Annotated in this window: 10 protein-coding genes; 3 read left to right on the forward strand and 7 right to left on the reverse strand. The window is 57.9% G+C overall.

All coding sequences use genetic code 11. The features are described from left to right. The first annotated feature begins 71 nt into the window (after positions 1-71). On the forward strand, positions 72-500 hold the full coding sequence (locus tag ACR0J2_RS01170; RefSeq protein ID WP_170676737.1) for an Lrp/AsnC family transcriptional regulator: 429 nt from the start codon (positions 72-74) through the stop codon (positions 498-500). Between the two features lie 133 nt (positions 501-633). Beyond that, entirely contained in the window at positions 634-3,243 is a 2,610-nt protein-coding gene (mprF, locus tag ACR0J2_RS01175) for a bifunctional lysylphosphatidylglycerol flippase/synthetase MprF (RefSeq protein WP_480811444.1), read from the forward strand. 3 nt (positions 3,244-3,246) lie between these two features. Here the strand turns inward: mprF and ACR0J2_RS01180 are convergent, their stop codons facing one another. The 4 genes from ACR0J2_RS01180 to ACR0J2_RS01195 form a co-directional block, all read right to left on the reverse strand. Beyond that, positions 3,247-4,809: an efflux transporter outer membrane subunit gene (locus ACR0J2_RS01180; protein ID WP_480811445.1), complete on the reverse strand. Its 1,563-nt coding sequence runs from the start codon at positions 4,807-4,809 to the stop codon at positions 3,247-3,249. An 11-nt stretch (positions 4,810-4,820) separates the two neighbouring features. Then, on the reverse strand, positions 4,821-5,966 hold the full coding sequence (locus tag ACR0J2_RS01185; protein ID WP_170616245.1) for an HlyD family secretion protein: 1,146 nt from the start codon (positions 5,964-5,966) through the stop codon (positions 4,821-4,823). A 21-nt stretch (positions 5,967-5,987) separates the two neighbouring features. After that, positions 5,988-6,350, reverse strand: a complete 363-nt coding sequence (locus tag ACR0J2_RS01190) for a DUF3302 domain-containing protein (RefSeq protein ID WP_170616246.1) — start codon at positions 6,348-6,350, stop codon at positions 5,988-5,990. A gap of 210 nt (positions 6,351-6,560) precedes the next feature. Beyond that, positions 6,561-7,322, reverse strand: coding sequence for a DeoR/GlpR family DNA-binding transcription regulator (locus ACR0J2_RS01195; protein ID WP_480811446.1), 762 nt, complete (start codon positions 7,320-7,322; stop codon positions 6,561-6,563). A 189-nt stretch (positions 7,323-7,511) separates the two neighbouring features. On the opposite strand from ACR0J2_RS01195, the gene glpD reads away from it, so the two are divergent. Then, entirely contained in the window at positions 7,512-9,107 is a 1,596-nt protein-coding gene (gene glpD, locus ACR0J2_RS01200) for a glycerol-3-phosphate dehydrogenase (protein WP_480811447.1), read from the forward strand. 48 nt (positions 9,108-9,155) lie between these two features. On the opposite strand, the gene ACR0J2_RS01205 is transcribed toward glpD, so the two are convergent. The 3 genes from ACR0J2_RS01205 to metG form a co-directional block, all read right to left on the reverse strand. After that, positions 9,156-12,293: an efflux RND transporter permease subunit gene (locus tag ACR0J2_RS01205; RefSeq protein WP_170616252.1), complete on the reverse strand. Its 3,138-nt coding sequence runs from the start codon at positions 12,291-12,293 to the stop codon at positions 9,156-9,158. A 3-nt stretch (positions 12,294-12,296) separates the two neighbouring features. Further along, a complete protein-coding gene (locus tag ACR0J2_RS01210) occupies positions 12,297-13,475 on the reverse strand; it encodes an efflux RND transporter periplasmic adaptor subunit (RefSeq protein WP_170616254.1) in 1,179 nt (392 codons plus the stop codon). A 237-nt stretch (positions 13,476-13,712) separates the two neighbouring features. Continuing rightward, complete coding sequence (metG, locus tag ACR0J2_RS01215) at positions 13,713-15,431, reverse strand: methionine--tRNA ligase (RefSeq protein WP_480811448.1); 1,719 nt, start codon at positions 15,429-15,431, stop codon at positions 13,713-13,715. Positions 15,432-15,498 lie beyond the last annotated feature (67 nt).

Here is a 15,498-nt window from a genome sequence, read left to right on the forward strand (position 1 = left end):
TTCAACACGGCATCCCGGAAGATAGCAAAGTGCTCAAAAAGAAACCCCGATACACAAACTGGTAAGCGACGATGGACGATTTGGATAGCAAGCTGCTGAACGCATTGCACCGGGATGCGCGCGCCTCGCTGTCGGAACTGGCGCAGATTCTGGGCGTGACGCGAACAACCGTCCGCAGTCGACTGCATCGCCTGAAACAGTCCGGAGAGATCGTCGGCTTTACCGTTCTGACGCGGCGCGATGTTGCGCAAAGCCCGGTTCGGGGACTGATGATGCTGGAAATCGAAGGCCGGGGAACCGAGCGGACCATGGCAAGGATCGCCGCCATGCGACAGGTAAGAGCGGTTCATACGACCAATGGCAGCTGGGACCTGATTGCCGAGATCGGGGCCGAAACGCTGGCGGAACTGGACGAGGTTCTGTTTCAGATCCGGCGGATGGAAGGGATCACGCGGTCCGAAACCAACCTCTTGCTTTCAACGCGGAAGGGGCGCGTCTGACCGGGTGGCGAACTTGCTGCCTGTAGCGCTTTGAATGGTAAGGAAATTGTGCCAAACTCCGCCTGGGCGATCGGGCAGGCTTTAGCGGCTTTAGTTCCGAATACGCGATTGGTTTGAAGCAGGGAATGTCGTGATGACCGTACAGGAAACAAGTGACGATTCCCGGGTTTTGCGGATGGCCGAGAAGGCTGCGGCCATGCTGGAAAGACCCTGGGTTCGTATCGCGGTTCCGATCCTTATCACGATCATTGCGCTGACCGTCCTGCACGAGTTGTCTTCGCATGTGAAATGGTCCGACGTTCAGACCGATATTGCGGGTACGTCCTGGAAGCTCATGTTTTTCGCGCTGTGCTGGACCGCATTCAGTTTTCTGTCGCTGTCCTTTTACGATGTGTTTGCGGTCAAAAGCTTGGCGGAAGACAAGGTTCCGCTGCCGGTCGCCGGAATGGCCGGGGCCAGTGGCTATGCTGTGTCAAACTGTCTGGGGTTTTCCTACATCACGGGAACCGCGATCCGGTATCGGATCTATGCGTCGCTTGGGTTGGATCTGGCCCGTGTGGCCGGGGTTATCGCGACCTCGTGGGTGGCCTTCTGGATGGGTATGGTCCTGATCCTTGGCATCTTGCTGACGTTGCATCCGGACGGGATATCTCAGGTTCTTCCGATCAGTGAAACGACCGAAACCGTAATCGGCCTGTGCCTGCTGGCCGGGTTGGCGGCTCTGTTTGTCTGGCTTGCCAGCGGCGGGCGCCGTCTGGCGTATGGTGGGTTTGGCTTCAACCTGCCCGGAGGAAAGCTGGCCAGCCTTTTGACGCTGGCGGCAGTAGGGGATCTGTTTGGCGCATCAATGACTCTGTATGTTCTGATGCCAGACGATCTGGGCGTCGGGTTTCCGTATTTCTTTGCCATCTATGTGGCGGCAATTGCCGTCGGTATCCTCAGCCACGCACCCGGCGGGATCGGTGTGTTCGAGGCTACACTGATCGCGGGTCTCGGCGCCTCTGGCCGATCGGATGTGATCGCAGCCTTGTTGCTGTATCGCGTGGTTTACACGTTTTTGCCCTTCGTCATCGCCAGCCTGTCCATTGCAGTGGCCTATGCGCTGACACAGCGCGACAGGATTGGCGGAGCAGCCAGTTGGGTCTACCGCGCTTTTCGCCCGATTGTTCCAATGGTTGCAGCTGGCGTTTCTGCAGTGGCTGGAGTTGTATTACTGGTGTCCGGCGCGCTGCCGTCCAATTCCCAAAGCCTCGGCGCGTTGCGCGAGGTATTGCCGCTTTCGTTCGTCGAAGCCTCACATCTGGCGGGCAGCGTGGTTGGGGTTCTGCTGATCCTCGTATCACGCGGCTTGTTCCGTAAGCTCTATCGCGCCTGGGTCGTCGCGATGGTACTGATGGTGGCCGGATTCATCGCTTCGCTCACCCGCGGCCTGGATATCCATGAAGCGCTGAGTATGGTGGTGACCATTGCCGTTCTTGCAGTGTTTCGCGGCGCGTTTTACCGGGTCAGCGGCGCGTCGGTTTTCCGTTTGAATATTCCATGGCTGGTCAGTGTGCTGGCACTGATGGCGGTGATTTTTTGGATCGGTTTGTTCGCGTATTCGCACGTTGAATATCAAAACGCCCTGTGGTGGGAGTTCGCCTGGAACGGCGATGCCTCGCGTTTTCTCAGGTCCAGTCTGGTGGTTGCGGTTATCCTTGGGGTGGTGGCTGTCAATTCCCTGTTCGGGCGCGAAATCCCGGTTCCGGTGCGAACCGAAATACCGGAGGCGGTGGAACGGCTTGCGTTGCAAAGCGAGGACACCGAAGCCCAGATTTCATTGACTGGCGACAAGCAGTTCCTGATCTCGCCGGATGAAACCGCGTTTCTTGCCTATTCCGACACCGGAAACGCGCTGATCACCAAGGGCGAGCCTGTGGGCGATGAGACCGCGGGTCAACAACTGATCTGGCAATTGCGAGAACGGGCGGACCGCGAAGGCAAGCTATGTGCTTTCTACAGTGTTTCGACCAAATACTTGCCAACCTTTCTGGATCTGGGCCTTTCGATCCTGAAAATCGGCGAGGTCGCTCGGGTTCCGCTGCAAGGGTTTTCGCTGGACGGCAAATCGCGCAAACGGTTTCGTCAGGCCAAGAACAGGGCCGTACGTGATGGCTATGTGTTCGAGATCATTCCGAAGGAGGACCTGAAACCGGTCTTGCCGGAGTTGCGTGAAATCTCGGATCACTGGCTGGCCGGTAAGGCAGGCGAAGAGAAGGGCTTTGCCTTGGGAGGTTTCGACGACGAGTATCTTTCGTATTTCGATCACGCCGTTCTGCGCAATGCCGAGACGGGCAGGATCGTGGCCTTCGCCAATCTGTTTCAGGGCGGGAACAAGTCTGAACTGTCGTTGGACCTGATGCGTTATGAGCCTGACAGCGCCAGTTTTGTCATGGATGCGCTGTTTGCCGAGATGATGGTGTGGGGGTCCGAGCAGGGGTTCCACTGGTTCTCTCTCGGAGCTGCGCCGTTCTCAGGGATCGAGAACCGGCAACTGGCTTCGCTCTGGAACCGGATCGGGGGGTTTGTTTACGAACACGGCGAGCAGTTCTATCACTTCGAAGGCCTGCGCGCGTTCAAACAGAAATTCGACCCCGAGTGGAGCCCGAACTATCTGGCAAGCCCCGGCGGGCTGGCGGCGCCACGCATCCTCTACGAGGTGAATATTCTGATCTCTGGCGGGTTGCGGGGGCTGACAAAATAGAACCTAGTTCAGGCTGACACCGGTCGGGGTCTTTTCCAGCAGATCACCCCAGTCGGTGCGGTATGCCATTTCGGCCAGAACGGTACCGGGCAAGAACTCCTGATTCTGCCGGATCTGCCATCCACCGCCCAAACCTTTGTAAACGGCGACCAGATTGCTGGACACTTGTTGACGTGCGCTGATCAGGTTGGCTTGCGACCGCAACAGGGCGGTTTGCGTGTTTAAAATCCGCGAATAGCTGGCGATGCCATCACGGTATTGGCTGATTGCAATCTCGGCGGCCCGGCGCGAGGCCGTAACGCTGTTCTGATAGAATTCGACCTGCTTGCGGGCCTGCGCATAGGCGACCATGGCGCTTTCAACTTCGGAATAGGCGGTCAGGACCGTGTTCTGATAGTTGGCGATCAGGGCCTGATACGCGGCGTCTTGCGCCCGCACGTTATTCTTGATCCGACCATAGTTGAGTACGTTCCAGACGACACCCGCGCTGGCCAGCCCGGTGGTGCTGTTGGCGTTGAACAGGTCGCGCCCGCCCGATGCCTGCAGACCGATTGAACCCGAAAGGATGAACTGCGGATAAAGATCGGCCATCGCAATCCCGACCTGCGCGGATTGCGTTGCCGCTGCCAGTTCAGCGGCCCGCACATCCGGGCGACGGCGCAACAATTCGGCAGGGACACCGACCGCGACATTGGACCGTGCCGAGGGGATGCGGCCAGAATTTCCAAGCAGGCTGGTCAAGCGCGATGGCGGCTGCCCCAGCAAGACGGCCAACGCATTCTTGGCTTGCTGCAAGTCGCTTTGCAGTTCAGGAACCAGCGCTTTTGTATTGTTCAGCAAGGCGGTGGATTCCTGTACATCCAACTCGGTCGTGACGCCGTTGTTGAACCGCAGCTGCGTCAGATCCGCAGATTCCTGCTGAAGTCGGATATTCTCCTGTGCAACGACCAGGGATTCCTGCAGGGCGCGGATATTGACGTAAAGGGCGGCAACGTCACCTGTCAGCGTCACAAGGGCATCGTCATAGTTGGCAACCTGCAACGCCAGATTGGACCGTGCAGCCTGAACGCCGCGCCGCTGCGCGCCCCAGACATCCAGTTCCCATTGCGCGTCGAACCCTACCTGCGAAGTCGAGAACTCCGTGTCCAGCGGGATGATGCGGTTGATATCGGACACTGGATTGAGGTTGTCGCTGATCTGCCGCCTTTCAAGCGAGGCACCGACTGCCTGCGATTGCGGATAAAGCTCACCAAACGCGATGCCCAACTGCGCCCGCGCCTGCAGCACGCGCGCCCCGGCCACCTGCAAGGTCAGGTTTTGCGCGTAGGCCTCGGCGATCAGTCTGTTCAGGGTGGGGTCGTTGAAAGTTTCCCACCATTTTACCACGGGCGCGCTGCGCGAGGTCAGTCCGCTTTGCCCCGTGTTGGGATTGTTCACTTCGATCCATTGTTTGACGACCGGAGAGTTCGGGCGCACAAAGTCCGGGCCAACCGGAGTGCAGGCTGCAAAGGTCACGACACAAAGCGCGCTGCCCATCAATCTGCGGAAGGTTCTGGCCCGTATCATGATGCGCGTCCTCAAATATCCAGCGGTCGGATGAAGTTGGCGAAGGAATAAAGGCGGATGTTGATGCGCCTGAGAAACTCGAAGCTCTTGCCCTGACCGGTATAAATCGCCACTGCCGCGTGACCGCCCGCAGGGAAGGTGTGCCCCTCAGGGATATCGACCGAAATCTGCACGGCGATCCGTCCGGGTAATTTGGGCAGCTCAAAGCCGGGCAGGCGGCCTGAAGGCAGGTATTGACCTTGCCGGGTGGCCCACCAGATCGCCTCGACCTTGCCGGTCAGGATTTCGCCGGGATACAGGTCCAGCGCCACCTCAACCGGCTGACCGGGTTCGACGAATTTCAGGTTCTGTTGACGGTAGGTGGCCAGGACATAGGGATTGTCCTTTGTTACAAAGCTTGCGATTGCACCCAGACGGATATCCCCGACAACCAGGCCAGGTCGGGCCTGCTGGGAAACGATCATGCCGTCTTCGGGCGCATAGATCGTCGTGTTATCAAGGAAGTACTTGGCTTCGTCCAACTGTGACTGGGCCTGCAGGATACCGGTATTGACGCCATCAATCTGCGAGGCTTGCGCCAGTTTTGCTTTTTCAAGATTGGCTTCGGCTTCGTGCACCTGTGCCTGATCCTCAGTGACCTGCTCGTTCCATCGGTCAAGCTCATCCTGACGGGCGCCGCCCGCAGGAACAAGATTCTCGTATCGGGCCTGTTGCGTCTTCGCATAGGCCAACTGCGCATTTGCACGCTCAATTGCCTCGGACGCGGCTATGACATCCTGTTCAAGAATTTTCGCATTCTGCTCAGCGGCAACAAGCTGGGCTGTCGCGTTGTCCACCGCAAGCGAGAACACCGTATCGTCAAAACGATAAAGCGGGTCGCCCTTTTTGACCTCGGTGTTGGGTTCAACCAGAACCTCGGTCAACACCGTTGGTTGCGTCAAACGGGGAACAATCTGGATAGTTGACCTGACAACATGACTGTCGATCGAGAATGGCTGAAAAAACCGCAAGGCGACCAGAAAGATCAGCAGCAAATGTGCGCCAACCCAGAACGAGACGATGCCCCAGACGATATTGAATTTCAGCCATTGCGCCTTGAAGAAAATGAACCAGACGAAAATGATGTAAAACAGCGTGATGCCAAGGGCGACGAACATGTGTTTTGACTTCCTTTGGCCTTAGCTTTTCTGCGCGTCGTCTGTATCAAGCGCGTCGCGGTATTCCGGTTTCACGACGCCGCCCAACCGTTTTATTTCATTCCGGATGGCATCTTTTTCTTCATCTGGTCCGCGGCGAAAATCAACGGTTACACCGTCGTGGAAAGCCCAGATAAAGGCGTGAACCCAGGGAACGATGGCCAAAAAACCCATCCAGCCCATGATCTTGACGGCCTCGGCATGCGGGTGATTGCGCTTGATCGCGATGCGACCGGGCAACCCCATGATGAACAGGAACAAGCCCATGACCGCCGCAAGCAGCAATATCAGCGCGACAAATGTCAGGTAGTCATAAAATTCCAGCGGCTGACCCAGTAACCCCATGCTCGTGCCTCCATTTTGGGAAGGTACCCCATCCTCAGGCGTAGGTGCCCGGTACGTCAATCGAATTGTCTCTGCCCGGCGGGATCAGGCCCAAATCAAGTGACCCCAAAGGCAAGAACAACCGTAAATTGTCCCGATACTGGCAGGCGATTGGATATGTGGCAAGGAATGGGGCAATGAAACCGGCAGAAATGTAATCCGCACCGCAGGTTAAAGGCAGAGCTTCACCTGAGTCTCCCATTCCTCACATTTAGCGTCCAGATCATGTGGCAAAGCGTGGTCCGTGAAGAACATCCCGATATCGGCCAGCGATGCGATTCGCGCCGGGGCGGTGCGTTGAAACTTGGACTGATCCGCCACAAGAAACGTCTGCCGTGCCTGTGCGATGATCGTCTGGCTGACCTGAACCTCCTGAAAGTCGAAATCCAGAAGATCTCCATCGGCATCCAGTGCCGAACATCCGATGATCGCGTAATCGACCTTGAACTGCCGGATGGTCGAGGCCGTCAAATCTCCGATCAGGCCGCCGTCAGAGCGGCGCAGGACTCCACCCGCCACCACGACCCTACATTCGGGGTTTTCAACCAGTATGTTGGCAACATTCATGTTGTTGGTAACGACCATCAGGTTCTTGTGGTCCAGCAGATGCCGGGCGACGGCTTCGGTCGAGGTTCCGATGTTCATGAATACCGATGCCCCGTCGGGAATGCTGGCTGCGCATATTTCGCCAATACGGTACTTGGCCTCTTCATTCAGGCCCCGGCGGTCTTCGTAGCCGATATTTGAAACGCCCGAGTGCAAAACGGCGCCGCCGTGGACCCGGTCGAGTTTCCCCATGTCAGCCAGTTCCGCCAGATCCCTGCGAATGGTCTGCACCGTCACGCTGAACTGTTCCGCCAGCCCTTCGACAGTCACTCGCCCTTGTTGGCGAGCGATTTCCAGTATGTCGGACTGACGAAAGGAAAGAGACATGCAAACTCCTGTGTTCTAAGGTGTATTCGTTTTTGTTCTTTTTTCCGGTCATTTCAAGAGGAATGGATTGTTAAGCCAATTCGCGATGTAAATTTCGTAAAAACGAAAGAAAACGAAAATTATAATTGACGAAGCGAAGGCGGTTACGGTTAATGCGCATAGTTTTTCCAGACAGAGAATCGACCAGCTATGGAAGCGCAGGAAAACCCGATCACCGACCTTTTCATCATCGGCGGGGGGATCAACGGATGTGGAATCGCCCGGGACGCCGCGGGGCGGGGTCTTTCGGTTAGCCTGGCTGAAATGAACGATCTGGCCTCGGCCACGTCGTCGGCATCGACAAAGCTGTTTCACGGAGGGTTGCGGTATCTCGAATACTTCGAGTTTCGCCTAGTCCGAGAGGCCTTGATCGAACGCGAAACCCTGCTGCGGGCCATGCCGCATATCAGTTGGCCAATGCGCTTTGTGCTGCCCTATCACAAGGACATGCGATTTGACGCGGAAACGCCGACTTCGCGACTGCTCAGCACAGTGATGCCGTGGATGCGGGGCAGGCGTCCGGCCTGGCTGATCCGGTTGGGTCTATTTCTCTATGACCATCTCGGCGGGCGCAAAATCCTGCCGGGCACATCGTCGCTGAACCTGCGATCAGTGCCGGAAGGCAGGCCTTTGAAGGGTAAATTCGAAACCGCCTATGAGTATTCCGACTGCTGGATCGAGGATTCGCGCCTAGTCGTCCTGAACGCCCGCGATGCGCAGGCACGCGGCGCCGAGATCATGGTTCGCACCGAAGTCATGTCAGCAGATCGCGTTGACGGGCTGTGGCATGTAACGGTTCGAGACCGGGATAGCGGAACCCAACGTGTCATTTGTGCAAAGATGCTGATCAATGCCGGCGGCCCCTGGGTCGGCGACATTATTCAGACCAGGATCCGCATGAATTCGCGCGATGGCGTGCGGTTGGTTCGCGGCAGCCATATCGTGACGCGCAGGCTGTACGATCACGACAAATGCTATTTCTTTCAGGGCGAAGACGGCCGGATCATTTTCGCAATTCCTTATGAGCAGGATTTCACCTTGATCGGAACCACCGATCAGGATCATCCTGATCCGTCCCAGCTGCCGGTCTGCACCGAGGACGAGCAGGACTATCTGTGTGCCTTCGCCTCGAAGTACTTTGATCAACCCGTATCGCGCGAGGATGTCGTATGGACCTATTCCGGCGTACGCCCGCTTTATGATGACGGGGCCAGCAGTGCTACGGCCGCGACGCGGGATTATACGCTAAAGGTCGATGCACAGGGCGGTGCGCCTGTTCTGAATGTCTTCGGCGGAAAAATCACGACCTATCGCCGGCTGGCCGAAAGCGCGATGGAAAAGGTTGCCGAACATTTCCCGGCTCTGTCCGAGCCGTGGACCGCTGGTGTCGCGTTGCCGGGGGGTGATTTTCCGGTCGACGGGGTAGAGGATCTGGTTCAAGGCTTACGATCGGATTACGGTTTTCTGGACGAAAAATGGGCGCGCCGTCTGATCCGGGCCTATGGAACCGAAGCGCGCCTGATGCTGGGCGAGGCCCAAAACGCAGAAGATCTGGGGGAGGGGTTTGGAGCTTCGTTGACGGCTCGTGAACTGGCGTGGCTGATGGACCGGGAATTCGCGCGTAATGCCGAGGATGCAATTTGGCGGCGGAACAAATTGGGTCTGCGCCTGAGCAGTGAACAGATCGCGCGCATTCAGCAGTGGATGGATGAGCGGAAACGATCAGGCGTAGCCGTATCCGCCTGATGGACAGAAAAAAGCCCCGCGGAAAACGCGGGGCTTCTTTGTTCTGTTTTATGCAGTCTCTTTCGGTGGAGCCGGATCATTCCGGGTGCCCTTGACCCATTCCCGCAGGCTTTGCATCAGAGCGTACAGGACAGGCACAAGAATGACGCCGACCAGCGTTGCCGCCAGCATTCCGCCAAATACAGCCACGCCGATGGCCTTCTGGCTGGCCGCGCCCGCGCCATTGGCTGCAAGCAATGGCACAACGCCTAGCAGGAACGAAAGTGCGGTCATCATAACTGCGCGGAAACGCTGGAATGCGGCCTCGGCCGCCGCGTCTCGGATCGACAGGCCATTGGCGCGTTGTTCCATCGCGAATTCGACAATCAGAATGCCGTTCTTCGAGGCAAGCCCCACAAGCATGATCATCCCGATCTGCGTGTAAAGATTGATGTCACTTCCCACGATGGCCACTGCAGCGACGGCGCCGAACAGGGCGACGATAACAGACAGCAGGATCGAGACAGGCAAAGTCCAGCTTTCATATTGTCCGACAAGGAACAGGTAGCCGAACAGGATCGCCAGTCCCAGGATCACTATAACCAGACTGCCCGACGCCAATTGTTGCTGCGCGGTCCCGGTCCATTCGAAGGCGTAACCGGGGGGCAGGGCGTTTGCCGATTCCTCGGTCATCACAGTGATCGCGTCGCCGCTGGACAGCCCCGGTGCGGGTACTGCTGTCACGGTAGCGGATCGGAACAGGTTGTGACGTTTCAGCAGGACCGGCCCCAGCACGTTCTCGACGTCGATCAAAGTGCCGAGTGGCACCATCTCACCCTTGGTGGACCGCACATACAGGTTGGAGATGTCTTCGACATTGTCGCGATAGGTGCCGTCCGCCTGGATCATCACGCGATAGACCCGGCCAAACAGGTTGAAGTCGTTGACATAGTACGACCCCAACTGCGCCTGCATGGTCTGAAAGATCTCGGCCACGGACACTTGCAGCGTCTTGGCCTTCTCGCGGTCCAGATCGACAAACAGCTGCGGGACATTCGCGCGGAAAGTGGTATAGGCCTGACCGATTTCCGGGCGCTGATTGGCTGCGTACACGAACGATCCTACCGCCGAGGCCAGATCCTGGGGCGTACCCCCACCGGTCTGCTGAACCTCCATCTCGACACCGGCGGACATGCCAAGACCCTGAATGGGCGGTGGGTTGAACGCCACGATCGATGCAGCGGACTCGCCGTTTGCGATTGCCAGAACTTTGGCAAGGATGGCATTTGCGCTCAGGTCGTCCTCTTGCCGATCATCCCAATTGTCGAGGTTTACGAAGATCGCAGCGCCGTTGGTGATCGTTCCGTTCAGCAGAGAGAAACCGTTGACCAGAACCGTGCTTGCGACACCGGGGATTTCCTGTATCTGCGCATCCACGCGGCGCGTGACGGCTTCGGTCCGTTCCAACGTGGCGGCGTCCGGCAATTGAACGTCGACAAACAGATAGCCGTTGTCTTCGAGCGGGATAAAGCCGCTGGACGTGTTCGACATGATCGTGCCGGTACCCATGGCAAGAGCAACGATGACACCCAGCGCGATGACCGGCAGGATCAGAAGTTTGCGCACAATGGCGACATACCCGCCGCGTACCGTGCCAATGAACTTCTCAAACACGGCAAGCAGGCCTTTGGGCGGGCCAGAGCGTTCCTTCAGCACAAGGCCGCACAAAGCGGGCGAAAGCGTCAGCGCGTTGATCGACGAAATCACCACCGCGGTCGAGATCGTGACAGCAAACTGTGAATACAATCGCCCCGAGATACCCGGCATGAATGTCACAGGCACAAAGACGGCCAGCAGAACCAGAGTGGTCGCGATGACCGGTCCGGTGATCTGACCCATCGCCTTGCGGGTCGCCTCGGCCGGGGGCAGGCCCTCGTCCGCGATGATCCGTTCGACATTTTCAACGACAACGATGGCGTCGTCCACAACGATCCCGATGGCCAACACCAAAGCAAACAGAGAGATCGTGTTCAGCGACATCCCGAAAAGCAGCAGAAAGGCGAACGTCCCGATCAGGGACACGGGAATCGCCACAGCCGGGATAATCGTTGCGCGCCAACTGCCAAGAAAAACGAACACAACCGAGATCACCAGAATGAAGGTCAGGATCAGGGTCGAGACCACATCGTTCAGCGATTGCTGGACAAAATCGGTGGTGTTGAACGGCACCTGATATTCGACATCTGTCGGGAAGGCGCGAGACAATCGTTCGAGTTCCGCCTGCACACGCTCGGACACGGCCAGCGCGTTTGCTCCGGGTGCCTGATAAATGCCAAGCACGGTGGCCGGTACAGATTGGAAATACCCCGAAGCCGAGTAGAACTGGGCCCCAAGTTCGACCCGCGCGATATCCCGGACCCGAACGATCGAGCCCGCATCACCGGTCCGAATGACAATTTCGCCGAATTCGGCAGCCGATGTCAGGCGCCCCTTGGTCTTGATCGTGTACTGGAATGTTTGTCCTTCCGGCACGGGCGGCGACCCGATTGAACCTGCCGAAACTTCGATATTCTGTTCGCGGATGGCGTTGATCACATCGCCGGGCGTAATGGACAGCGCAGCCATCTTGTCGGGATCCATCCAGATCCGCATGGCGTATTCCAGATTGGTCAGAACATCCGCCTTACCTACACCCTGCACACGCGCCAGCGCGTCCTTCAGGTTAATTGAGGCATAGTTCGACAGGAAGACGCTGTCATAAGTGCCATTGGGCGATGTCAGCGTCACAAGCAGCAACATGTTTGTCGATGCTTTCTGTGTAACCACGCCGGATGCAGTCACTTCGGTCGGCAATGACGACATGGCCTGCGCCACGCGGTTTTGCACGTTGACCGAAGCGATGTCAGGGTCGGTGCCCACTTCAAACGTAATGTTCAGCGAATACGATCCGTTATCGGATGAGGTGGACGTCATGTAGATCATGTCGTCCACACCGTTGACCTGCGCCTCGATCGGGGCGGCCACGGTGTTTTCAACGGTTTCAGCGTTCGCGCCTGTATAGGTCGTCGTGACGCTGACGACAGGTGGCGTGATGTCAGGGAACTGGGCGACCGGCAGGACAAGGTAGCCGATGCCGCCCATGATCGTCAGAACAAGCGAGATGACAAGCGCCAGCTTGGGCCGGCTGATGAACAGGGCTGAGAACATCCGTTATTCTCCCGGCTGCTCGGATGCGACAACCGCATCCACCGCGACACCCGGGCGAACCCTTTGCAGCCCTTCGACGATGACGCTTTCTCCCTCGCGCAGCCCGTCAAGCACGATGATGGCGGTGCCGAATGTATCGCCGGTGGTGATATAGCGTTGTTCGACCATCTGTTTGTCGTTGACGACCAGAACGAATTCGCCGCGCTGATCGCGTTGCAGCGCAGCCTGAGGGACCAGAACCCGCAAGGTCGGCTCCAGAGCCTCGATATGAACATTCAGGAAAGCTCCGTCGAGGATCAGGCGGCTTTCGTTGTCGAACTGGGCCCGCACGGTGATGGCGCCGGTCAGCGGGTCAATGCGGTTGTCGACAAATACGATCTCGCCGGTTTCGTCCAGCTCTGTGCCATTGGGCAGCGTCACCCTGACCACCGGGCTTTTGTTGCTTTCGGCCAGGGATGAGGCGTTTTCATCGACGGCCTGCAGAACCGTGGTGAACTGTTTTTCATTCAGCGAGAAATTGACATAGATCGGCGCTTCGCTGACCAGATTGACAAGTGGCGGATTGGTCGGGCCGACGACGTCGCCGACACTGGTGGATACCCGTCCGATCCGGCCCGTGAAGGGCGCATGAATTTCAGTATAGCTTAGGTCCAGTTCTGCCTGTTGAATGGCGGCATTGGCCGCTTTCACCTCGGCCTCGGCGACCAGTTCGTTGGCGCGGGCAATATCGCGTTCCGATTCCGGCGTGGCGTCGCGCTTGTACAATTCCTCCTTACGCGCCAGATCGACCTTGGCCAGTTCCAGATTGGCCTCGGCCCGATCCAGATCGGCTTTGCGAGCCTCCAGAGTGGCCTGATACAGGTCGGGTTCAATAGTGAACAGCAGGTCGCCCTGGGTCACGGACGCCCCGTCCTCGACATTCTGGCTGTCGAGAAACCCGCTGACCCGGGCGACAATATCTACCTTGTCGATGGCTTCGGCGCGCCCGATGAACACGGCCTCGTCAGTGATTTCCTCGGAATAGGCGGCCGCGATGGAAACCTTGGGCGGCGGCGCGTCGCTTTGTTCCTGTGCCAGTGCAGGTTGTACCATGCCCAGACAGGCCAGAACGGCAAAATACTTGCCAAGTGTCCTGACTGCTCCGCTGCTACGGAAAATCGGGTGCTTTGCTGCAAGGGACATGGAAAGAGCCTCGTTCAATCTATGGATTAGGCGCCGCGATGGCATGTGTGCCTTTTTGAGTCGGCGGAATTACGTGGCAGGATGGCCGCTTTAAGACAATATCTCAAGTGTCTTGAATGTGTTCCCTTCCACTATGCATGCAGAGATTTCTCCGCCGATTGGTACATTTAGGTCGGTGCCCAAACAAAAACGGGGGCTCAAGCGGCCCCCGTTTTGGTATTTCACATGAATGTTCGGTCAGGTGCGCGTTCCGGCAAACCGCGTTTGCCAGTCTTCGCGTTGTTCGTCGGTGATCTTGGCGAACAAAACCTCGGGCACTGTGAACGCGTGACCGGCGGGCAGGGCGTTGAGCGCGTCGGCGACATCGTCGGGCCAGCCGGTGTCCAGCGTGTTCATCGCGCTCAACATCCGGGCCGAGGTGTCGGGGATGAACGGAGCGCTTAGAACTGCATAAAGCCGGATCAGGTTCAGGCCTAGCCGGACCTGCGCGGCGGCCTGTTCAGGGTCTTCCTTGAAGGTCGACCAAGGGGCGGCGGCTTGCAGATATTCATTGCCCGCAACCCAAATGGCCCGCAGTTCTTGCGCGGATTTGCGGACATCCATCGCCTCCATGTGACCTTCATAAGCGCGAACACGTTTGGTGAGCTCGTCAATCAGCGCCTGTTCCCGGTCGCCGAAGGCACCGCCTTCCGGCACGGCCTCGCCGAATTTCGAGCGGCAGAACTTGGTGATCCGGCTGACAAAGTTGCCCAGCACATCGGCCAGGTCCTTGTTCACGGATTGTTGGAAGTTTTCCCAGGTGAACTCACTGTCGCTGCTTTCGGGCGCATGGCTCAGCAACCACCAGCGCCAGTAATCGGCAGGCAGGATCTCCAGCGCCTGATCCATGAACACGCCACGCCCCTGAGAGGTCGAGAACTGTCCACCATCGTAGTTTAGGTAGTTGAAGGATTTCAGATGGTCCACCATCTTCCAAGGCTCGCCCGATCCCAGAATGGTGGCCGGGAAGGACAGTGTGTGGAAGGGCACGTTGTCCTTGCCCATGAACTGAACGTAACGGACATCATCTGCACCCTTGTCGGTACGCCACCAGCGTTCCCAATCGGCGTCGGTCCTGCCGTTCGCATCTGCCCATTCTTTGGCGCAGGCGATGTATTCAATCGGCGCGTCGAACCAGACATAGAAGACCTTGCCCTCCATTCCCGGCCAGTCCTGTTCGCCTTTCTTGACCGGAACGCCCCATTCCAGATCGCGGGTGATACCCCGGTCTTGCAGGCCGTCGCCGTCATGCAGCCACTTTTTGGCAATCGATGTGGTCAGGATCGGCCAGTCTGTCTTGCTGTCGATCCATGCATCCAACTGGTCTTTCATCGCTGATTGACGCAGATACAGGTGTTTGGTTTCGCGCACTTCCAGATCGGTCGAGCCGGATATCGCCGAGCGCGGCTCGATCAGGTCGGTCGGGTCCAACTGCTTGGTGCAGTTCTCGCACTGGTCACCGCGCGCGCGCTCGTAGCCACAGTTGGGGCAGGTGCCCTCGATGTAGCGGTCGGGCAGGAACCGTTTGTCGGCGTTGGAATAGACCTGTTTCTCGCTGACTTCGCGGATCAGCCCGGCGTCATCCAGTTTGCCTGCAAAATGCTGCGTCAATTTCTTGTTCTGCTCGCTGGACGAGCGTCCGAAGTAATCGAAGCTCAGGCCAAACCGCTTGGCGATATCGGCCTGAATGCCGTACATCTCGGCGCAATATTCCGCGACCGGTTTTCCTGCCTTGGCGGCAGCCAGTTCGGCCGGTGTCCCGTGTTCATCGGTGGCGCAAAGGAACATGACCTCATTCCCCCGGCCACGCTGGTAGCGTGCGTAAAGATCAGCAGGCAATTGCGAGCCGATCAAATTGCCGAGGTGCTTGATCCCATTGATGTAAGGGATCGCCGAGGTGATGAGAATCCGAGCCATTTTCCGTTTCCGCGTATCTGTCTGCGCGCCCGTCTACAGTATGAATCTCGCCAGCAAAAGACCGGTT

It is taken from the genome of Ruegeria sp. CG4 (assembly GCF_056537185.1).